20 protein-coding genes and 2 tRNA genes are annotated in these 19,704 nt (G+C 59.0%); 16 read left to right on the forward strand and 6 right to left on the reverse strand.

The genetic code is table 11. The features are described from left to right. Positions 1-13: 13 nt before the first annotated feature. Entirely contained in the window at positions 14-1,678 is a 1,665-nt protein-coding gene (locus ABH912_RS18735) for an OFA family MFS transporter (protein WP_429511353.1), read from the reverse strand. Between the two features lie 221 nt (positions 1,679-1,899). Between ABH912_RS18735 and ABH912_RS18740 the strand changes: the two genes are divergently transcribed. The 5 genes from ABH912_RS18740 to ABH912_RS18760 all read left to right on the forward strand — a co-directional run bounded on the left by ABH912_RS18740 (position 1,900) and on the right by ABH912_RS18760 (position 6,120). Next, positions 1,900-2,304 (forward strand): acetyl-CoA sensor PanZ family protein, encoded by a 405-nt coding sequence (locus ABH912_RS18740; RefSeq protein ID WP_033058298.1) that lies wholly within the window; start codon positions 1,900-1,902, stop codon positions 2,302-2,304. A gap of 78 nt (positions 2,305-2,382) precedes the next feature. Continuing rightward, entirely contained in the window at positions 2,383-4,608 is a 2,226-nt protein-coding gene (locus ABH912_RS18745; RefSeq protein ID WP_033058301.1) for an AsmA family protein, read from the forward strand. Next, positions 4,605-5,672, forward strand: a complete 1,068-nt coding sequence (mutY, locus tag ABH912_RS18750; protein ID WP_429511354.1) for an A/G-specific adenine glycosylase — start codon at positions 4,605-4,607, stop codon at positions 5,670-5,672. Before ABH912_RS18745 ends, mutY begins: the two co-directional genes overlap by 4 nt. After that, positions 5,669-5,941 (forward strand): oxidative damage protection protein, encoded by a 273-nt coding sequence (locus tag ABH912_RS18755; RefSeq protein WP_008149405.1) that lies wholly within the window; start codon positions 5,669-5,671, stop codon positions 5,939-5,941. Before mutY ends, ABH912_RS18755 begins: the two co-directional genes overlap by 4 nt. Positions 5,942-6,044: 103 nt before the next feature. After that, a tRNA-Phe gene (locus tag ABH912_RS18760) sits at positions 6,045-6,120 on the forward strand. 80 nt (positions 6,121-6,200) lie between these two features. Here the strand turns inward: ABH912_RS18760 and ABH912_RS18765 are convergent. After that, positions 6,201-6,650, reverse strand: coding sequence for a hypothetical protein (locus ABH912_RS18765; RefSeq protein ID WP_033058304.1), 450 nt, complete (start codon positions 6,648-6,650; stop codon positions 6,201-6,203). 261 nt (positions 6,651-6,911) lie between these two features. On the opposite strand from ABH912_RS18765, the gene ABH912_RS18770 reads away from it, so the two are divergent. From ABH912_RS18770 to ABH912_RS18785, 4 genes are all read left to right on the forward strand, one after another. Further along, on the forward strand, positions 6,912-7,970 hold the full coding sequence (locus ABH912_RS18770; protein ID WP_429511355.1) for a PDDEXK nuclease domain-containing protein: 1,059 nt from the start codon (positions 6,912-6,914) through the stop codon (positions 7,968-7,970). Positions 7,971-8,039: 69 nt separating this feature from the next. Then, entirely contained in the window at positions 8,040-9,014 is a 975-nt protein-coding gene (locus ABH912_RS18775; protein ID WP_429511356.1) for an alpha/beta hydrolase family protein, read from the forward strand. Positions 9,015-9,051: 37 nt separating this feature from the next. Next, positions 9,052-9,468 (forward strand): hypothetical protein, encoded by a 417-nt coding sequence (locus ABH912_RS18780; protein WP_033058308.1) that lies wholly within the window; start codon positions 9,052-9,054, stop codon positions 9,466-9,468. A gap of 6 nt (positions 9,469-9,474) precedes the next feature. Continuing rightward, on the forward strand, positions 9,475-9,927 hold the full coding sequence (locus ABH912_RS18785) for a hypothetical protein (RefSeq protein ID WP_033058309.1): 453 nt from the start codon (positions 9,475-9,477) through the stop codon (positions 9,925-9,927). 72 nt (positions 9,928-9,999) lie between these two features. On the opposite strand, the gene gabP is transcribed toward ABH912_RS18785, so the two are convergent. Next, positions 10,000-11,391, reverse strand: a complete 1,392-nt coding sequence (gene gabP, locus ABH912_RS18790; RefSeq protein WP_429511357.1) for a GABA permease — start codon at positions 11,389-11,391, stop codon at positions 10,000-10,002. Positions 11,392-11,953: 562 nt separating this feature from the next. Between gabP and ABH912_RS18795 the strand changes: the two genes are divergently transcribed. The 7 genes from ABH912_RS18795 (at position 11,954) to ABH912_RS18825 (ending at position 17,902) form a co-directional block, all read left to right on the forward strand. Next, positions 11,954-12,727, forward strand: a complete 774-nt coding sequence (locus tag ABH912_RS18795) for an ABC transporter ATP-binding protein (RefSeq protein WP_007897462.1) — start codon at positions 11,954-11,956, stop codon at positions 12,725-12,727. Between the two features lie 13 nt (positions 12,728-12,740). Further along, entirely contained in the window at positions 12,741-13,487 is a 747-nt protein-coding gene (locus ABH912_RS18800) for an ABC transporter substrate-binding protein (RefSeq protein ID WP_429511358.1), read from the forward strand. A gap of 78 nt (positions 13,488-13,565) precedes the next feature. Next, on the forward strand, positions 13,566-14,261 hold the full coding sequence (locus ABH912_RS18805) for an ABC transporter permease (RefSeq protein ID WP_033058321.1): 696 nt from the start codon (positions 13,566-13,568) through the stop codon (positions 14,259-14,261). Then, positions 14,258-14,947 (forward strand): ABC transporter permease, encoded by a 690-nt coding sequence (locus tag ABH912_RS18810; protein ID WP_033058324.1) that lies wholly within the window; start codon positions 14,258-14,260, stop codon positions 14,945-14,947. Before ABH912_RS18805 ends, ABH912_RS18810 begins: the two co-directional genes overlap by 4 nt. Then, complete coding sequence (locus ABH912_RS18815) at positions 14,928-16,157, forward strand: methyltransferase (protein ID WP_429511359.1); 1,230 nt, start codon at positions 14,928-14,930, stop codon at positions 16,155-16,157. Before ABH912_RS18810 ends, ABH912_RS18815 begins: the two co-directional genes overlap by 20 nt. Before the next feature lie 298 nt (positions 16,158-16,455). Beyond that, positions 16,456-17,697 (forward strand): nucleoside deaminase, encoded by a 1,242-nt coding sequence (locus ABH912_RS18820; protein ID WP_429511360.1) that lies wholly within the window; start codon positions 16,456-16,458, stop codon positions 17,695-17,697. 129 nt (positions 17,698-17,826) lie between these two features. Then, positions 17,827-17,902, forward strand: a tRNA-Thr gene (locus tag ABH912_RS18825). A 111-nt stretch (positions 17,903-18,013) separates the two neighbouring features. Here ABH912_RS18825 and ABH912_RS18830 read toward each other — a convergent pair. The 3 genes from ABH912_RS18830 to ABH912_RS18840 all read right to left on the reverse strand — a co-directional run bounded on the left by ABH912_RS18830 (position 18,014) and on the right by ABH912_RS18840 (position 19,649). Continuing rightward, positions 18,014-18,181 carry a hypothetical protein gene (locus tag ABH912_RS18830; protein WP_429511361.1) on the reverse strand — a complete coding sequence of 56 codons (168 nt, stop codon included), beginning with the start codon at positions 18,179-18,181 and terminating at the stop codon, positions 18,014-18,016. Positions 18,182-18,302: 121 nt separating this feature from the next. Next, a complete protein-coding gene (locus tag ABH912_RS18835) occupies positions 18,303-18,701 on the reverse strand; it encodes a carboxymuconolactone decarboxylase family protein (RefSeq protein WP_008149373.1) in 399 nt (132 codons plus the stop codon). A 105-nt stretch (positions 18,702-18,806) separates the two neighbouring features. Continuing rightward, a complete protein-coding gene (locus tag ABH912_RS18840; RefSeq protein WP_429511362.1) occupies positions 18,807-19,649 on the reverse strand; it encodes an oxidoreductase in 843 nt (280 codons plus the stop codon). Between the last annotated feature and the right edge of the window lie 55 nt (positions 19,650-19,704).

The following is a 19,704-nucleotide window of genomic DNA, read 5'->3' on the forward strand; positions in this document are numbered from 1 at the left end:
GTACTGCGTTTACTTAGTGAAAGAGGACTGCAGTCTTCTGCAAGGTCACCCAAACACCCCACGCCAACGGAATACCCACCACCAGCCACGCAGCCACTGCCAAAGGCTTGGTGCCCGCAGCCGCTTTCCACTCCAATACGGTGCTGCTGTCAGCGCCCTTGTCATGGCCCAGCGCCTGTTCGGCGGCCAGTTCAGCGTCGGTCATGAAATACTTGTCAGCCACCGGACGCACCAGCAGGTTGCAGATGAAACCCAGCACCAGCAGGCCCGCGAGGATGTACAAGGTGATGTCGTAAGCCGCGGCGCGTTCAACGCCGATGCTGAGCTGATACTCACGCAGGTAGTTCACCAACACCGGACCCAACACGCCCGCCGCTGCCCAGGCCGTCAGCAGACGACCGTGGATCGCGCCGACCATTTGCGTACCGAACAGGTCCGCGAGATACGCAGGAACAGTCGCAAAACCACCGCCGTACATCGACAGGATGATGCAGAAGGCCGCCACGAACAGCGCAACGTTGCCCAGGTGACCGAGGTTCGGGATCAACGCGTACAGGGCAAAACCAAGCGCGAAGAACACGAAATAAGTGTTTTTACGGCCCAGGTAATCCGAGAACGAGGCCCAGAAGAAACGACCACCGATGTTGAACAGACTAAGCAAACCGGTGAAACCGGCAGCAATCGCCGCGATCGAGGCCAGTTGCCCAGCGTCCAGTTGACCAAACGTCTGGTCAGTGCCCAGCAATTTACCGGCAAATACTTCCTGCAACAGCGGTGAAGCCATGCCGAGGATGCCGATACCCGCCGAAACGTTCAGGCACAGCACCAGCCACACCAGACGGAACTGCGGGGTTTTCCACGCCACGTTCACGTGGACGTGACGGTGGGTGATCATCGCGTTGGACGCTTTCTTCGCCGGTGCGGTCCAGCCTTCAGGCTTCCAGCCGGTTGGTGGAACGCGGTAGGACAGTGCGCCACCAATCATGAACACGAAGTAGATCGCGGCCATCACCAGGAAGCTCTGCCATACGCCGACGCTGGTTGGCGAAGCGAAGTGGCCCATCAAGGCTGCGGCCAGCGGAGCACCGACCATCGCGCCACCGCCGAAACCCATGATCGCCATGCCGGTCGCCATGCCGCGCTTATCCGGGAACCACTTGATCAGGGTCGAGACCGGCGAGATGTAACCCAGGCCCAGGCCAATACCGCCAATGACCCCGGAGCCGATCCACATCAGCCATATCTGGTGGGTATAGACCCCCAGCGCTGAAATCAGCAGACCGCCACACCAGCACAATGCCGAAACAACGCCAGCCTTGCGCGGCCCGGCGTGTTCCAGCCAGCCACCCCAGATGGCGGCCGAGCAACCGAGGAAGATGAAGAACAGGGTGTAGATCCAGCCGAGCATCGAAATCGGCCAGTCACATTGGGACGAGAAGACTTGCGAGATGAAGCTCATGTCCGGCGCGCAGGCCACTGCCTTGGTCACGCCCAAGGCTTTGGACAGTGGCAACCAGAACACCGAAAAGCCGTAGGCCATGCCGATACAGAGGTGGATGGCCAAGGCGGCCGGTGGTACCAGCCAACGGTTGAAACCGGGCTTGGCGATGATGCGCTCCTTGGACAGGAACGCGGGCTGGTCGGCTTTGAGGCCGTCCGCCGTGATGCTCGTGGTCATTGTGTATCCCCCAATTATAAGAATGGTTCGTCAGCGCTCCTCACCCCCAGCCTTTTATGCGCACGCATGACTGTTTTCGAGGTGAAGCTCCATGTTGGTGCGACATCACGTCGCAGAAGGACGGACGAACCGGCAGAGGTTACCATCTGTACGTGACAGAAAAATCAAAGTGCTATCACCTTTTGTATGTCATCAGTTCTCGTACCACTGAAGGAGCCCTCATGCCGATCATTGTCGAGCCGCTAAACGAAGCCACTTATCAGGATCAGCAAGATCTGCAGAAGATCTACCGCGATGCGCCGGGCTGGCTGTTTGCCCCGTTTGCCGGCGATTTTCAGCTGATCGAAGCCTGCCTGCTGGACGGCTCGCTGATCGCTGGCCGCTTCAACGATCGGCTTTTGGGCGCGGCACGTCTGCAACGGCACTCGGATGTCTGGCATCTGTCCCAATTATGTGTACGAAAAATTACCCGTCGCCGTGGCGTGGCTGAGCGCCTGGTGAATGAAGCGCAGAAAATGGCGTCGCAATCGGGCGCGACATTGCGCCTGCTGGCGCCTGCCGGGCATCTGGAGGCACAAGCGCTGGCGGCCAAACTGAAAATGCCGCTGGATGAGTTGCCGACGTGATCGCTGACCGGTCGTCCGCTACGGAGCGCTATACTCCCCGGCTAAATTTCGAATTCGACTAACTACAAGGACTCGCCCATGAAAGCGTTCGGCAAAATCCTGGGTCTGGTACTTCTCGGGCTGTTGCTGATCATTGTGGCGCTGGGCTTTGCCCTGACCCACCTCTTTGATCCCAACGACTATAAAGACGAGATTCGCCAGATAGCCCGCGACAAGGCCCACATCGAGCTGACGCTCAATGGCGATATCGGTTGGAGCCTGTTCCCGTGGCTGGGCCTGGAATTGCACGAAGCCACCGTCGCGACCCTGGCCAAGCCCGCCGAGCCGTTCGCTGATTTGCAGATGCTCGGCCTGTCGGTCCGTGTGTTGCCGCTGCTGCGCCGTGAAGTGCAGATGAGCGATGTGCGCGTCGAAGGCCTGAACCTGCGCCTGACCCGCGACAAGGACGGCCACGGCAACTGGCAAGACATCGGCAAGGTACCGGCGCCGGCCAACCCAACTACGCCGCCCGCGACCACTGGCGAACCAGCGACCGAGACCACCGCCCAAGCGGAAAAACCGGCCCAGCCGATTCGCCTGGACATCGACAGCCTGACCGTCAACAACGCCCGCGTTGAATACAGCGACGAGAAAACCGGCAAGCAATTCAGCGCCGAAAGCATCCAGCTGAGTACCGGCCCGGTGCATGACTCCACGAACATCCCGGTCAAACTCACCGCGTTCCTGGGCACCAACCAGCCGGTCTTGCGTGTCCGTACCGAGCTTAACGGCGAGCTGCGTTTCGAGCGCGCACTGCAGCGCTACAAACTCGAAGACATGAAGCTCTCGGGCGAAGTCGCTGGCGATCCGCTGCAAGGCAAAACCATGACCTTCGCCGCCCAGGGCCAATTACTGCTCGATAAAGCGGCGAACGTCGCCGAATGGACTGGCATCAAGATCTCCGCCAACCAACTGCGCGCATTGGGTGAACTGAAGGTCAACGACCTCGACAAAACCCCGCAAATCAGCGGCGGCCTGTCGATCGCCCAGTTCGATCTGGCGAAATTCGTCGACAGCATCGGCCAGAAGCTTCCGGCAATGGCGGAAGGCAGCCTGAGCAAAGTCGAGTTGGTCAGCCGCCTGGCTGGCACGCCGACCAGCGTGGTGCTCGACAACATCAACCTGAAAGTCGATGACAGCACCTTCAGTGGCCGCATCGCCGTCGAGGACTTCGCCAAACAATCGCTGCGGGCGACCCTCAAGGCCGACACCTTCAACGTCGACCGTTACCTGCCGCCAAAATCTGCCGAAGCCAACAGCGCGACGCAGGTGCGTAAGGCCGAAGTGGCCAGCACCGAAGCCGATGCCCTGGCCGGTCCGGGCAGCACGCCGCTGCCGCAAGCACCGACCAAAGACGCGTGGAGCAACGAGCGCCTGCTGCCGGTGGAACGCCTGAGCAAACTCGACGTGGACGCTGACCTGACCTTCGGCCAACTGACCCTCGATAAATTGCCGATCCAGAACGCTGCGCTTAAAGCCACAGGCCAGGGCGGTCTGCTGACACTCGAAAGCCTTCGCGGCGACCTGTACGACGGCAACTTCGACGCCAAAGGTACGCTCGACGTGCGCCAGGAGGTGCCAGCGCTGAGCATGCAGACGAGCATCATCAAAGTACCGGTGGAAAAAATCCTCGAGAGCCAAGGTAAAAATCCACCGGTCAAAGGCCTGGTGACGGTCAACAGCAACCTGACCAGTAGCGGCAACAGCCAGAAAGCGCTGATCGAAACCCTCAACGGCAACGCCAGTTTCGTCATCAACAACGGCGTGCTGCTCAATGCCAACCTCGAACAACAGCTGTGCAAAGGCATCGCCACCCTGAACCGTAAATCCCTCAGCGGCGAGCCACGGGGCAAGGACACACCGTTCCAGGAGCTCAAGGGCAACCTGACCTTCCGTAACGGCGTGGCCAGCAACCCGGACATGAAAGTGCGCATCCCGGGCATGACCGTCAACGGCGACGGCGATGTCGATCTTCGGGTGTTGGGCATGGACTACCGCGTGGGCGTTATCGTCGAAGGCGACAAGAGCGACATGCCGGACCCGGCCTGCCAGGTCGGCGAAAAGTACGTCGGCATCGAGTGGCCACTGCGCTGCCGTGGCCCGCTGGAACTGGGCGCCAAGGCTTGCCGCCTCGATAACGAACGCATGGGCCAGGTCGCGAGCAAACTGGCCGGCGAACGGATCGGCGAAAAAATCGACGAGAAGCTTGGCGACAAGGTCAGCCCTGAACTGAAAAACGCTTTGAAGGGGCTGTTCAAACGATGAGAGCCGAGCAGTTTTCATCGGTGGTACTGGACTGGTACGACCGCCACGGCCGCCACGACTTGCCCTGGCAACAAGGCATCACCCCGTATCGGGTGTGGGTCTCGGAAATCATGTTGCAACAGACCCAGGTCAGCACGGTGCTGAACTACTTCGACCGCTTCATGGCCTCGTTGCCGACGGTCGAAGCCCTGGCCGCCGCGCCGGAAGACGAAGTCCTGCACCTGTGGACCGGCCTCGGCTACTACACCCGTGCGCGCAATTTGCAGAAGACCGCGAAAATTGTTGTCGAGCAGTACGGTGGCGAGTTTCCCCGCGATGTGGAAAAGCTGGTTGAACTGCCGGGCATCGGCCTGTCCACAGCCGGCGCCATCGCCAGCCTGAGCATGGGCCTGCGGGCGCCGATCCTCGACGGCAACGTCAAACGGGTACTGGCGCGCTTTACCGCGCAAGAGGGTTATCCGGGCGAGCCAAAGGTCGCCAAACAGCTCTGGGCGAACGCTGAGCGCTTTACGCCGCATGATCGGGTCAACGCCTACACCCAGGCGATGATGGATCTGGGCGCGACGCTTTGCACCCGTAGCAAGCCGAGCTGCCTGCTCTGCCCGCTCGAAAAGGGCTGCGAAGCGCACATGCTCGGCCTAGAGACGCGCTACCCGATCCCCAAACCGCGCAAAGCCGTGCCACAGAAGCGCACGCTGATGCCAATGCTTGCCAACGGCGACGGCGCGATTCTGCTTTACCGTCGCCCTTCCACGGGCTTGTGGGGCGGTTTATGGAGCCTGCCGGAACTCGATGACCTCGACGACCTGCAACATCTGGCTTCTCAGCATTCGCTGGAGCTTGGTAGCCAACAGGCGCTGCCGAGCCTGGTACACACCTTCAGTCATTTTCAGTTGTCCATCGAACCCTGGCTGGTTCAGGTCCAGGAGGCCGGCCATCACGTGGCCGAGGCCGACTGGCTCTGGTATAACCTCGCCACCCCGCCGCGCCTGGGCCTTGCCGCCCCGGTCAAAACCTTGCTCGAGCGCGCGGCCGCCGTATTGAACGCAGGAGAGTCGTCATGACCCGCACCATCATGTGCCGCAAGTACAAAGAAGAATTGCCCGCCCTGGAGCGCGCTCCATTTCCAGGCGCAAAAGGTCAGGACATTTTTGACCACGTCTCGGCCAAAGCCTGGGCAGACTGGCAAAAGCACCAGACTCTGCTGATCAACGAAAAACGCCTGAACATGATGAACGCCGAAGACCGCAAATATCTTCAGGGCGAGATGGACAAGTTCTTTTCCGGCGAGGAATACGCCAAGGCTGACGGCTACGTTCCGCCGGCTGAATAATCCCGCTTTTTCGAGGGTCGGAACGTAAGCGACGGTAATAATTAAAATTTTTTTGAAAACTTTCTTGACGACCCCCTGAAAAACCAGTTTAATGCGCCCCGTTGCCCAGATAGCTCAGTCGGTAGAGCAGGGGATTGAAAATCCCCGTGTCGGCGGTTCGATTCCGTCTCTGGGCACCAAATACCGAAAACCCTGAATCGCAAGATTCAGGGTTTTTTTATGCCTGCGATTTGATTGATGACGTTTTTCGCAGTCGTCGCTAGTTCTCAGTCCCCCAGTGGAAGACCAGGTTACGAGCGGCGCCGCTGCCTACCTCCGCCATATCACGCCGCACTTCACCTCTATGCGTGGCGACAACGGTGTACTTGCCGGGAGGCAGCTGAACGTAGACCAGCGGACCAGCCTCACTCAGCGTCAGCACGGGCTGCCCTTGGGCTTTCTGAATGATTACATCCACGTCGGGAATGTATTCGCTCGCAGGCCCGGTGGAGAAGGTCATGTGCAGGTTGTACCCAGTGGTTTGCTGGATGGCCTTTGACTCATCCTCGCCAACACCGCCGGACAAGTAAGCGATCCCGTTTTGCTCTTGCCTCTGGACTTGCACACCTGAGCTGTCGATGGGCTCCAGGCTGGCGGCCGGTGAAATGGCTGGAAACATCAACACGCCGACTGCGGCGATGGGCAACATGAGTGAATGGACATACTTCATGATGGCGACTCCCGGGCTCAACAGAGCCCTACCGTTACTCCTTTTAGATTTCTCGCTGAATGCTCAAGTTTTAGATTGATTAGTACTTGGATTCACTGCGAATAGGACTACACGTTGTATTCCTCAAGCGCGGATTGCCGTCGGCGTGATCCCGCAAAACCAGTCGGACTTTCCTTCCGGTTTACCAGCCGCGCCCGGCATCGCTGACCAACCTCCCCCTGCAATCCTCTTCTGCCTGTTCATCCAACCGCGGAAGACTTCATGAGCGCACTCAAACCCGATAACACCCAAGACCCGCAACTCGCCTCACTGCTTGGCAATCTTGGCGAATTGATCCGCGAAGCGCGTCAGAAGGTATTACGAGCGGTCGATACTGTTCAGGTGCAAACCTGCTGGCAGATCGGACGGCATATTGTGGAGTTCGAGCAGGAGGGAGCCCGGCGGGCGGGTTATGGCAAGCAGTTGCTGGCATCGCTGGCGAAGGTGCTGACTGCGGAGTTCGGGAAAGGTTTTGATGAGACTAACTTGCGAAAAATGCGATTGTTTTATCAGACGTTTCCAATTCGAGACGCACTGCGTCCCGAATTGAGCTGGACCCACTACCGCAGACTGCTGCGAGTCGATAGTGACACGGCACGCAAATGGTATATGGACGAATCTGCCAACCAAAACTGGTCAAGCCGCGCCCTGGAACGCCAGATCAGCACGCTCTATTACGAGCGCCTGCTGATGAGTCGGGACAAGCTTACCGTCATGGAAGAAGCCACTACTAACATCCATGCGATGAACGACAGCCCTCGAGAATTCATCCGGGATCCCGTGATGCTGGAATTTCTCGGCCTGCCCAATGCAGGAGTTGTTCTGGAAACCGAACTTGAACAAGCACTCATCGAGCAACTTCAAGGCTTCCTGCTTGAGCTGGGCAAAGGTTTCGCTTTCGTCGCCCGCCAACAACGCATAAGTACCGAGGGTAGAGACTTCTACATCGATCTGGTGTTCTACAACTACCTTCTCAAATGCTTCGTCATCTTCGATCTCAAGCGAGGCGAATTAACTCACCAGGATGTCGGGCAGATGGACATGTATGTACGCATGTATGACGACCTCAAGCGCAACGACGAGGACGGGCCGACCGTCGGCATCATCCTTTGCGCGCAAAAAAACGAGTCAGTGGTGCGTTACTCGATGTTGCAGGGCAACGAACAACTGTTCGCCAGCAAGTACAAGCTGGTGCTGCCAAGCGAAGAGGAGCTTCGTATGGAACTGGATCGGGAGCGGGCGGCAATTGAAGAGAGACTGCTCGACCAGTTACCCGGATAAACACCGACGGATTGTTCATAAGCTGCGCGAAGACTATCGTTGGCAGCTACCCGCAAAGGTCCGACGCCGATGAATTTGCAGGAAATGCCCTCACTGGCACCCACTCAAACCGAGTTGTCACCGCGAATATCTTCGGCGGGCGAACCGTTCAAGGAGCCCGCCGCCGACGGTTTCATCCTTGGCGGCTTCACCTGGCGGCATGCGCATCAAGACTCGACCCATCCTGTGGTGATCATCAACGCCGCCACCTCAGTCCGCTGTCGCCACTACTCACGCTTCGCCGATTACCTGTACGCCAATGGCTTCGACGTGATCACTTACGACTACCGTGGCATCGGCGAATCGCGACCCGCGTCGCTGAAAGGGCTTCGGGCGTCATGGTCAGATTGGGGCGCGCTGGACTTTGAGGCGATACTCAAGCGCGCTCAGCGTGAATTTCCCGGGCAGCCCATCGATGTTGTCGGCCACAGCTTTGGAGGCTGTGCAGCGGGCCTGGGAGCTTCCGGGCATATGATTCGACGTCTGGTGACCGTCGGTGCGCAATTCGCTTACTGGCGCGATTACGCGCCCGCCCATCGCTGGCGGATGTTCGGCAAGTGGCATCTGCTGATGCCGTTGATGACATTGCTTTGCGGCTACTTCCCCGGCAAACGTCTCGGCTGGCTAGAGGACACCCCCGCCGGCGTGGTTCGCGACTGGAGCATGCCCACCGCGCACTACGAGAAACGCCCCAGCGGTCGCGTCCTTCACGCAAAAACCGGGCGACTGCCCTTCTCATCCGTCACCGCACAAAACCTAGCCATCAGCATCAGCGACGATCCTTACGGCACAATTCCGGCCATCGAACGGCTGCTGGGTTACTTCACCAACAGCACGAACGCCCACTTGCGAATCGCCCCCGAAGACATCGGCGAACAAGAAGTCGGACATTTCGCCTTTTTTCGTAGCCCATACCAAGCCACACTATGGCCCATTGCATTGTCCTGGTTGCAGACCGGCAAACTGGCCCCCGACACACCCGGGCGGCTAGTGCCACGTAACTGACTGATGCGCCCACTCAACGGAATACGGAACGACGCCCATGGCATCCGCCAACAAGCAGAACAAACGCGCCACACGCGCCAAAGCCAAGGCCAAGCAGAACCGCACCCAACGGGCTGCCGCGCCGGTCGAGCTGGACCCGAACGATGATCGCATCGACTTTGAATCGGTGGACCTGACTGAACTGTTCAAAGAAATGATCGACGCACAAAAGATCAGCCAACAAGCGATGTGCGCGGCGTTTCTTGAACACCCGCTGCTCGCGCTGGTGCTGGAGCAGGAAGGCGAAGAAACAGCGACGGACTTCATCCTTGCGGCACTGATCGAGTATCGCCAGTGGTCCGCCGAAGTGGACGAAGCGGCCGCCCTGGCGTGGATCGAATCCCCAGCCTTCCAGGCTGACTACGTGGCGGCGTCCGACGCCATCGCGACCCAAACACAACCGAAAGCAAACTGAGTCCCCATGGCATCCCTGAACAAGCAACAGAAACGCGCCAAACGCGCCAAGATCAAAGCCAAGCAAATCAATATCCACGGCCGAAAACCCGCCGCGCTGGACGATGACCTGGGCGAAATCGGCGAGCCGATCCCGGAATACACCCTGGCGATGTTCAGCAAAATGCGCGACGCAGAAGCCACCAGCCGCAACGACATGCTGCTGACCTTGCTGTCGAACCTCGCCGGCATCATCAGCGACCATCCAGAACTGCTGGACATGGAAAACGCCGACAACGAAGCCATGGCCGCCACTCACCTGGCCGCCGACATGCTGATCGATTACCGCATGTGGGCCGACGGCATGGACCGCGACACCGCCCAGGCCTGGCTGACGGATCCGCAATTCATCACTGACTTCGGCACGGCGCTCGACAGCTATCGTGAGTCGCTGGATGCGCTGGAAGAAAAGGCTGAGTAAACACTCGCCTCAGAAACAAAAACGGCCGCTTGTCATCACTGACAGCGGCCGTTTTGCGTTATGCGGTGCGTATCAGTTCAGCACCACCGCACCCATCTTCTGCAGCTTGCGACGACGAGCCACAAACAAACCGGCAGCCACCACCAGCAAACTCAGCAGACCGGTCGCGAGGATCTCCACGCGATGCGCTTCCTGGAACAGCATGATGGTCAGGGCCGCAACGATGAATATGATCACCGCATAGGTCAGGACCGGGAACAGCCACATGCTGAAAGCGATTTTCTCGCCACGTGCCATGCGCTGCTTGCGCATACGCAGTTGCGAAATCGCGATCACCAGGTACACCAGCAACGCGATAGCGCCGGAGCTGGCCAGCAGGAATTCGAACACGGCGGCCGGGGCCACGTAGTTGGCGAAAACCGCGATGAACGCAGCACCGGTGGACAACATGACGGCCCAGTACGGCGTGCCGCTCTTGTTGGTGCGCTGGGAAACGGCCGGTGCATCACCGCGTTTGCCCAGGGAGAACATCATGCGCGATGCCGTGTAGAGCGCCGAGTTCAGGCAGCTGGTCACAGCAACCAATACCACGATGTCGACGATCAGCTTGGCATTCGGGATGCCCATGCGCTCAAGCACAGTCTGGTAGGAGCCGACGGCGGCCAACACTGGGTCGTTCCAAGGCACCAGGGCCACAACGATGAAGATCGATACGAGGTAGAACAAGCCAATCCGCCAGATCACCGAGTTGGTGGCCTTGGAGATTTGCTGGCCAGGGTTCTTCGATTCCGCGGCCGCGATGGTCACGATCTCGGTGCCCATGAAGGAAAACATGGTGGTCAGGATCGCGCCCAACACTGCGCCCATGCCGTTTGGCAGGAAGCCCTGGGTGTCGAACAAGTGCGAAACGCCGCTGACCTGGCTGGTCGGCAGGAAGCCGAAGATCGCCAGAATGCCGAGGCCAATGAAACCGATGATCGCCACGACTTTGACCAGAGCGAACCAGAATTCGAATTCACCGTAGTTCTTCACACTGAACAGGTTCGTCACCGTCAGCAGCAAGGTGATGATCAAGGTGAAGGCCCAGATCGCCACATTCGGGAACCAGGCGTGCAGGATGGTCGCGGCGGCGTTGGCTTCCAGCGGAATCACCAACACCCAGAACCACCAGTAGAGCCAGCCGATGGTGAAACCGGCCCAGTGACCGATCGCGCGATCGGCATACGTCGAAAAGGAGCCGGTGTCCGGCGAAGCCACGGCCATTTCGCCGAGCATGCGCATCACCAGCACCACCAGCATACCGGCGGCAGCGTAGGCCAACAGCACGGCCGGGCCTGCAGCGGCGATAGCGTGGCCAGAGCCGACGAACAGGCCGGCACCGATAACCCCGGCGATCGACAACATGGTCACATGACGCGGTTTGAGCCCCTGTTCGAGGCCATTGGAGCTTGGGGTACTGCTCATTGAAACTACCTTTGTAAGGAAAAGCGATTACGTCCACCCGGCGTGGTGTTCCTTCTCGTAAAAAGAAACCAACGGGGCGTTCCGTATTCTGCACGCAATAATTGCGCCAAAATGTTACAGAACGCCCAAGCATGGGGCTCTCCGCCGGACCGGACAGTTATCGCAAGTCATTGAGATTAATGGCAATTCGCCAGAGCGTTACCCTGCGACCCACTTTGAGAACAAAACAGCGCACCAGAAACACACCCGAAAATAGTCAGATGCACAATAAAAGTGCAGCTCAGGAACGTTTGGCCGGTTAGCGCTTCCAACCCCCCGCCAAAGCTGGCAACATCGCGCCCTTTTTTGGGACCGCCCCGCCCTTTTTATCAACAGGCAGGGTTCAAACGCCCGTTCGGTTGATAGCAGCGCGACAGTCTGCTGTATCGATGCGACAACCTGCCACAGGCCACCCGTTTACCGCCCGTAGCGCTGTTGGCTGCCATTCAGACGCTATGCTAGCTTGGCCGCCTCGCCAGGAAGGCCGCCAACAGCAGGAGCGAAATACTTATGAGGAACGCACATGGCTGAGGCCACGCCCGCGCTTGAAATCCGCAACTTGCACAAACGCTACGGACAGCTTGAGGTGCTCAAAGGCATCTCGCTAACCGCCCGCGACGGCGACGTGATCTCGATCCTGGGTTCTTCCGGTTCCGGCAAGTCCACCTTCCTTCGTTGCATCAACCTGTTGGAAAACCCGCATCAGGGCCAGATCCTGGTGGCCGGCGAAGAACTCAAGCTCAAAGCCGCCAAGAACGGCGAACTGGTCGCAGCCGATGGCAAGCAGATCAATCGCCTGCGCAGCGAGATCGGTTTTGTATTTCAAAACTTTAATCTGTGGCCGCACATGAGCGTGCTCGACAACATCATCGAAGCCCCGCGCCGCGTGCTCGGTCAGAGCAAAGCGGAAGCCATCGAAGTCGCCGAAGCCTTGCTGGCCAAGGTCGGCATTGCTGACAAGCGCCACGCCTACCCGGCGCAACTGTCCGGCGGTCAGCAACAACGCGCGGCCATTGCTCGCACGCTGGCCATGCAGCCCAAGGTGATCCTGTTCGACGAACCCACCTCCGCCCTTGACCCGGAAATGGTCCAGGAAGTACTTAATGTCATCCGCGCATTGGCCGAAGAAGGCCGCACCATGCTGCTGGTCACCCATGAAATGGGTTTCGCCCGTCAGGTGTCCAGCGAGGTGGTGTTCCTCCACCAGGGCCTGGTAGAAGAGCAAGGATCGCCACAGCAGGTGTTCGAAAACCCGCTTTCGGCGCGCTGCAAACAATTCATGTCCAGCAACCGCTAACGGAGCTACCCGCATGCAGAACTACAAAAAAATCTTCCTGGCTGCTGCCGTCACCCTGGCCTTCAGCGCCGGTGCTGCCGCCGAGACCTTGAAGATGGGCATCGAAGCGGCCTACCCGCCGTTCAACAACAAAGATGCCAGTGGCAATGTCGTCGGCTTCGACAAAGAAATCGGCGACGCCCTGTGCGCCAAGATGAAAGTCGAATGCACCGTGGTCACGTCTGACTGGGACGGCATCATTCCGGCCCTGAACGCCAAGAAATTCGATTTCCTGATCTCCTCGATGTCGATCACCGACGAGCGCAAGCAAGCGGTGGACTTCACCGACCCGTACTACTCCAACAAGCTGCAATTCATCGCACCGAAAAACGTCGATTTCAAAACCGACAAGGACTCCCTGCAAGGCAAAGTGATCGGTGCACAACGTGCGACCCTCGCTGGCACCTGGCTGGAAGACAACATGGAAGGCGTTGAAGTCAAACTCTACGACACCCAGGAAAACGCCTACCTCGACCTGACCTCCGGTCGTCTGGACGGCATCCTGGCGGACAAGTACGTCAACTACGAGTGGCTGAAAAGCGACGCAGGCCGCTCTTATGAGTTCAAAGGCGACCCGGTGGAAGAAAGCGACAAGATCGGTATCGCTGTACGTAAAGGCGATGAGATTCGTGTGAAGCTGAACACCGCGCTGAAAGAAATCGTCGCTGATGGCACCTACAAAAAGATCAACGACAAGTACTTCCCGTTCAGCATCTATTGATTCTGACCTGCCGGGCCGGCGCCGTTATTTGACGGCGCCAGTCCCTGGCATTGCCTGCCGCGATTTGAAAAGAAATCCATGACTATCGATCTCTACGGATTCGGCCCGGCGCTCGCCGCTGGCGCGCTGATGACTGTGAAACTGGCACTCTCGGCCTTGTGCCTGGGCCTGGTGCTCGGTCTGCTCGGCGCCTTGGCCAAGACTTCCCCGTACAAGCCGCTGCAATGGCTTGGCGGCACTTATTCGACACTGGTTCGCGGCATCCCGGAATTGCTCTGGGTGCTGTTGATCTACTTCGGCACGGTCAACTTGATGCGTGCCTTGGGCGAGTTCTTCGGCAACCCCGACCTCGAACTCAATGCGTTCGCCGCCGGCGTGATTGCGCTGGGGTTGTGCTTCGGTGCCTACGCCACTGAAGTATTTCGCGGCGCGATTCTGGCGATTCCCAAAGGACACCGCGAAGCGGGTGTGGCGTTGGGCCTGTCGAAATTCCGTATCTTCACCAAACTGATCATGCCGCAGATGTGGCGCATAGCCCTGCCCGGCCTGGGTAACTTGTTCATGATCCTGATGAAAGACACCGCGCTGGTATCAGTCATCGGCCTGGAAGAAATCATGCGTCACGCGCAAATCGGCGTAACCGTATCCAAGCAGCCGTTCACCTTTTATATGGTGGCCGCGTTCATGTACCTGGGCCTGACCGTTCTCGCCATGAGCGGCATGCACTTGATGGAAAAACGCGCCGCTCGCGGCTTCGCGAGGAGCACCCAATGAACTGGGAAGTCATCATCAAATGGCTGCCAAAACTGGCCCAAGGTGCAACGCTGACCCTGGAACTGGTGGCCATCGCCGTGATCGCCGGTTTGCTGCTGGCGATTCCGCTGGGCATCGCGCGTTCGTCGCGCCTGTGGTGGGTGCGGGCATTTCCCTACGGCTATATCTTCTTTTTCCGTGGCACACCGCTGCTGGTTCAGCTGTTCCTGGTCTACTACGGCCTGGCGCAGTTCGATGCGATCCGTAACAGCTCGATGTGGCCGTACCTGCGCGATCCGTTCTGGTGCGCCACAGCGACCATGACGTTGCACACTGCGGCCTACATCGCCGAGATCCTGCGCGGCGCGATCCAGGCGATTCCACCCGGCGAGATCGAAGCGGCGCGCGCCCTGGGCATGTCCCGGGCCAAAGCGCTGGTCTACATCATCCTGCCCCGAGCGGCGCGCATCGGTCTGCCGGCCTACAGCAACGAAGTGATCCTGATGCTCAAGGCCAGCGCCCTGGCCAGCACCGTGACCCTGCTGGAGCTGACTGGCATGGCCCGCACCATCATTGCCCGGACCTACTTGCCGGTGGAGATCTTCTTCGCGGCGGGCATGTTCTATCTGCTGATGGCTTACGTGCTGGTACGCGGCTTCAAGCTGCTGGAGCGCTGGCTGCGCGTCGATGCCTGCCAGGGGCGTTGATTCCCGCGTGCTGACGGGCGAGGCCTTACTCGCCCGTTTCGCAGCGCTGGATGCTTTTCTGATCGAGCACCAGGCGCTGTGGAAGCCTCGGCCGTTTACTCATCTGCAGCTTCCTTGGGAAGCGTCCTACCCCGAGTTGGCGACCTGGCTACGAGGCCGATCGCTGGATGACGCGGAACACGCTCATAACAACCCAGCGCTTTTGGACGCACCGGAGCCGTTTGCCTCATTGGCGGCCATGTCCCTTGAGTTGAGCGCGGTGAATGAGTTGCCAGCGCATACGCTTGAAACGGCGGGTCATCGACTGAATGTCGATGTGCCGGGGCGCAAGTGGCAGCAGATCGAAGCCTTCGCCAGTCGCTTGCAGTTTGCTGATGCGCCGAGCCATTGGCTGGACTGGTGCTCGGGCAAAGGCCACTTGGGACGACGTCTGCTGCAAACCGGGCAACAACTGACCTGCCTGGAATACGACCCGGCGCTGGTCGCCAGCGGTCAGGCACTCAGCCAGCGTCATCAATTGCACGCCCTGCATGTCGAGCAAGATGTACTCGCTGCCGATACCGCCTTTTTCCTGAAGGCTGACCACACGCCGGTAGCGCTGCATGCCTGCGGTGATCTGCATGTGCGGCTGATCCAGCTCGCCAGTGCGTCTGGCTGCAAACAATTGGCCATCGCGCCTTGCTGCTATAACCGGATCAGTCTGAGCGTGTATCAGCCGCTTTCCTCGTCGGCCATGCGCTCCGCCCTACAGCTGTCCCTCGATGATCTGTCGCTACCGATGAGCGAAACCGTCACCGCTGGCGCTCGCGTCCGACGTCAGCGTGACACCTCCATGGCCCGACGTCTGGCCTTCGACCTGCTGCAGCGGCAACTGCGCGGCATTGACGAATACCTGCCCACCCCTTCCCTCCCCAGTGCCTGGCTGGATAAATCCTTCGCTGATTACTGCCATCATTTGGCCGCGCTTAAAGAGTTATCCACAATCGACCCGCAGGATTGGTCAGCACTTGAAGCCGCTGGTTGGCAGCGATTGGCCGAAGTGCGCAATCTCGAGCTGCTGCGCGGACTTTTCCGACGCCCGCTGGAGCTGTGGCTGGTACTCGATCGAGCCCTTTTCCTATTCGAGCAAGGGTTTGCGGTTCGCCTCGGCACCTTCTGCGAAACTCCACTGACGCCGCGTAATTTCCTGATCCTGGCTGAGCGCCCATAAAGCATCTCAGCCTGTGGATAACTCTGGGGATGAAATTATCGTGGATCCAAGATATGCGGCTGTTTCGGGGCTGAAACACAACTGTTCAATTTTCGTACACCTGTAAAAAAATCGGAAAAACAGGCATTTGCGATCAAATGAGAACGGCTCCACAAATTTGCCTCTAAGCAGGTGCGGTAGAGATCCCGTTGTGCATAAGCGTTCAGCCAAAACAACATAAACGACCTGCGAAACCTCGACTATCTTTGCCAAACGCCAGAATTGCCTGGCGTTCAAACAGCAAGGAGCTGGGAAAAACATGAGCACATTGAACAGTGCACAGGAAGCCGTCGATACCGTCGCCAACCAAGCCATTGATGCTGCGCTGCAGCAAACCTTCGCGGTGGGTGGCGCCATCATCAACAACGCAACGGGCGAGGTCATCGCCGCGCTGCACAACAATGTGCTGATGCCTTTCCCCGGCAGTGGCACCACGTACTTTCTACCGCATGATCCGACTGCCCACGGAGAGCGGCAATTGGTGGACTGGTACTACGAAAACGTCGCGCCATTGAACTTGCCACCGCCCAATCAGTTGACCGTCGTCACCACCCTGGACCCGTGCGCCATGTGCGCCGGTTCACTGCTGACTGCAGGATTTAACGTCGCCGTCAGTGCGATCGATGACTATGCAGGCATCAACTACAACAGTCAGTTCACCTTTCCGTCGCTGCCACCGCAGATCCGCCAACAGGCGCAAGACACCTGGGGTTATTACGCGATTGCGGCGCCTGTCAGCCGGGCCTATCAGGGTTCGACCAGCCCGGTGTTCGGCGGCCAGACCATCGACTCGGCGGCTTACTTCCTCACCAGCTCGATCTTCTCCGCCAGCGTCAACACCGTGCGCGAGGCCAGCAACAACAGCGGTCTGCCACCGGATCAACTGCAAAACCCGGTAAACCTCCCAGCCGACAGCAAAGTCCGCCAGGCACTGACTGCGCTCAGCCCGTTTGCGCTGACCGTGCAATCGGCCAACCCGCGCGACCCCGGCGCAGAACTCGCCCCGCCACTGTTACAAACCGCACAGCACAGCCCGGTGTTCAACTCGGTGGCCCTCATCGATCCGTTCGGCAACCTGCTGGTGTGCCTGGGAGGCGTCGAGAACCAGTCGCCGATTCGTACAGCGTTCATGGAAACCACCCGCAACTACGCGGTCATGCGCTGGACCCTGATGAACGACCCCGACCCGGCAGTTCGCGCCCAAGCCGAGCAATACCTGACACATCCGAAGTACGGCACCTTCGTCTTCCTCTACGCCCCCGACCCCACCACCCCGCAGGCCGTGATGACCTTCGGCGCGTACGGTTCGACCATGGAAGGCCCCGTGCCCCAGAGCTATCCGTCCAACCTCCAATACGTGCTGCTGCCGGGCAACACCACCGCCCAAGCGTTGTCGACACTGGCCCAAAACCTGCCGCCGTTCTACACGCAAAGCGTGCAAGTGGCGCCCGCGCAGGTGTTGAGTCAGGACCTGATCAACGCAGTTAAAAACGGCGTGTAATGCTTTAAAGCAATCGCACAGACCGGTCCCGCAGAAGCGTCCGCGGGGCCGGCCTGACGCTTGCGCAAAAATAGTCTGAATTCAGGGGTTTACAGAACCAACCCAATCGCTATAATCGTCGCCCAACACGCCGGTATAGCTCAGTTGGTAGAGCAACTGACTTGTAATCAGTAGGTCCCGGGTTCGACTCCTGGTGCCGGCACCATACAAAACAAAGCCCTCGTAGAAATACGAGGGCTTTGTTGTTTCCGGGGTTGGAGAATCTGCTTCTACCCGACCTTGATAGCCCCCCATTGCTCCCAGATGCCGCTCCTGCCTAGGGCCCTTTGCCGAGCAAGGGGGCGGTTTCCACTTCCAGCATCAGCAACACCATTTCCGTCAACTCGGCGTCGGACTTCTGCCCCGCATAGAGGTCATGGAGTGCTTTGGCGAAGGGAATGCGCAGGTCTTGGCTTTCTTCGCGGGCGGTATCGCTGCATTGCATTAGTTCGCCGATGGCTCGCAGCACAGCCGCTTGCCACCGAGCGGTGGTCCTAGGACCATCGCTGGTGATTGCAATCAACTTATCCTTCGTCAGTTGGCGAAGGACTGGTTCCCGCAACGGCTTAAGCGGCTTTGGGTTGCGAGTGATCTTTGACATATCGGACGATACTCAGCGTCTCCTGCCGGAACTGCTCGTAGTCGATCTGCTGGGCGTTAATAAAGGTGCTGCCCATCATGGTCAGCGCGCCCATAAAGCTGGCTTCGGAAATTTCCTCGTCGCTCGCGCCAAACAAGCGCGCGGCTTCGGTATGGAACAGGGCGCAATACTTACAACGAGTCGCCCCAGACACCGCCAGACCTATCAATTCCTTGTACTTATTAGGAATCTTGGTGTCCGCCAGCCAGAAATCCCGGGCCACGCCCCAGAATCCGATCGCTCCGCCTTCCGGCATCTGCTTAATCCACTCCGGTACCTGACCCAGGGTCTGTTCAATTTCCCGATAGGTATCATGAATAGCCATTTGACACCTCCTTACCTCTATAGAGACATCTGCTATGCAGATACAACTAGTTTAGTTCGCTGCCTTGTTTCCGGGGTTTGAGTTTCTATTCCCCTAGGGTTTCGATCAGTCGAACTCCGTCGATTCCGAAAGGTGCTCCCAAGCGTCAATCTCCGCCTGAAGGTGCGCAATCTTTTCGCGCACCAGCCTCACTGCATCCTTACCCAGTAACAGATGAACCGGCGGCTTTTCAGCAGCCACCAGGGTCAACAATGCCTGCGCCGCTTTGTGCGGATCGCCGGCCTGCTTGCCACTCTTTTCTTCACGCGCCTTGCGGACCGGATCGAACACCGCGTCGTACTCACTCAATGTGCGACCCGAACGGATCATCGAGCGCCCCGCCCATTCGGTACGAAACGAGCCTGGTGCCAGGGCCGTCACGTGGATGCCCAGACTTTCCACTTCTTTGGCCAGCGCTTCACTCACGCCTTCGAGGGCGAATTTGCTGCCGCTGTAATAGGCGATGCCCGGCAAGGTGATGAAGCCGGCCATGGAGGTGATGTTGACGATATGCCCGCTGCGCCGCTCACGCATACCGGGTAGCACCGCCTTGATCATTGCCACCGCGCCAAACACATTAACGTCGAACTGGCGCTGCAGCTCAGTCAGCGGCGACTCCTCTAAAATGCCCTCATGACCATAACCGGCGTTGTTCACCAGCACGTCGATCTGGCCCACCTCGCGCAGAATATCGGCCACCAGCGGCTCGATCGCCGGAAAATCGGTGACATCGAGCACGAACGCTTTGGCGCGATGAGCATCCAGCGCTTCGAACGCAGCACACTCGGATTCGCGCCGCACCGTCCCCACCACCGTGTGCCCCGCCGCCAGCGCTGCTTGCGAAAAAGCCAGGCCGAAACCTGAACTGACCCCGGTGATCAGGAAAACTTTGTGAACATGGATGGTCATGGTGCGCTCTCCAATGAAAACGCCGTCGACATTGATCGACGGCGCTTCGGACAGA

This window comes from Pseudomonas sp. BT76 TE3572, assembly GCF_050435365.1.
Taxonomy (GTDB): domain Bacteria; phylum Pseudomonadota; class Gammaproteobacteria; order Pseudomonadales; family Pseudomonadaceae; genus Aquipseudomonas; species Aquipseudomonas fluorescens_W.

Coding starts and splice junctions, on each gene's coding strand:
- ABH912_RS18735 (WP_429511353.1), bottom strand. CDS start 1,678: ATGACCACGAGCATCACGGCGGACGGCCTCAAAGCCGACCAGCCCGCG.
- ABH912_RS18740 (WP_033058298.1), top strand. CDS start 1,900: ATGCCGATCATTGTCGAGCCGCTAAACGAAGCCACTTATCAGGATCAG.
- ABH912_RS18745 (WP_033058301.1), top strand. CDS start 2,383: ATGAAAGCGTTCGGCAAAATCCTGGGTCTGGTACTTCTCGGGCTGTTG.
- mutY (WP_429511354.1), top strand. CDS start 4,605: ATGAGAGCCGAGCAGTTTTCATCGGTGGTACTGGACTGGTACGACCGC.
- ABH912_RS18755 (WP_008149405.1), top strand. CDS start 5,669: ATGACCCGCACCATCATGTGCCGCAAGTACAAAGAAGAATTGCCCGCC.
- ABH912_RS18765 (WP_033058304.1), bottom strand. CDS start 6,650: ATGAAGTATGTCCATTCACTCATGTTGCCCATCGCCGCAGTCGGCGTG.
- ABH912_RS18770 (WP_429511355.1), top strand. CDS start 6,912: ATGAGCGCACTCAAACCCGATAACACCCAAGACCCGCAACTCGCCTCA.
- ABH912_RS18775 (WP_429511356.1), top strand. CDS start 8,040: ATGAATTTGCAGGAAATGCCCTCACTGGCACCCACTCAAACCGAGTTG.
- ABH912_RS18780 (WP_033058308.1), top strand. CDS start 9,052: ATGGCATCCGCCAACAAGCAGAACAAACGCGCCACACGCGCCAAAGCC.
- ABH912_RS18785 (WP_033058309.1), top strand. CDS start 9,475: ATGGCATCCCTGAACAAGCAACAGAAACGCGCCAAACGCGCCAAGATC.
- gabP (WP_429511357.1), bottom strand. CDS start 11,391: ATGAGCAGTACCCCAAGCTCCAATGGCCTCGAACAGGGGCTCAAACCG.
- ABH912_RS18795 (WP_007897462.1), top strand. CDS start 11,954: ATGGCTGAGGCCACGCCCGCGCTTGAAATCCGCAACTTGCACAAACGC.
- ABH912_RS18800 (WP_429511358.1), top strand. CDS start 12,741: ATGCAGAACTACAAAAAAATCTTCCTGGCTGCTGCCGTCACCCTGGCC.
- ABH912_RS18805 (WP_033058321.1), top strand. CDS start 13,566: ATGACTATCGATCTCTACGGATTCGGCCCGGCGCTCGCCGCTGGCGCG.
- ABH912_RS18810 (WP_033058324.1), top strand. CDS start 14,258: ATGAACTGGGAAGTCATCATCAAATGGCTGCCAAAACTGGCCCAAGGT.
- ABH912_RS18815 (WP_429511359.1), top strand. CDS start 14,928: ATGCCTGCCAGGGGCGTTGATTCCCGCGTGCTGACGGGCGAGGCCTTA.
- ABH912_RS18820 (WP_429511360.1), top strand. CDS start 16,456: ATGAGCACATTGAACAGTGCACAGGAAGCCGTCGATACCGTCGCCAAC.
- ABH912_RS18830 (WP_429511361.1), bottom strand. CDS start 18,181: ATGCAATGCAGCGATACCGCCCGCGAAGAAAGCCAAGACCTGCGCATT.
- ABH912_RS18835 (WP_008149373.1), bottom strand. CDS start 18,701: ATGGCTATTCATGATACCTATCGGGAAATTGAACAGACCCTGGGTCAG.
- ABH912_RS18840 (WP_429511362.1), bottom strand. CDS start 19,649: ATGACCATCCATGTTCACAAAGTTTTCCTGATCACCGGGGTCAGTTCA.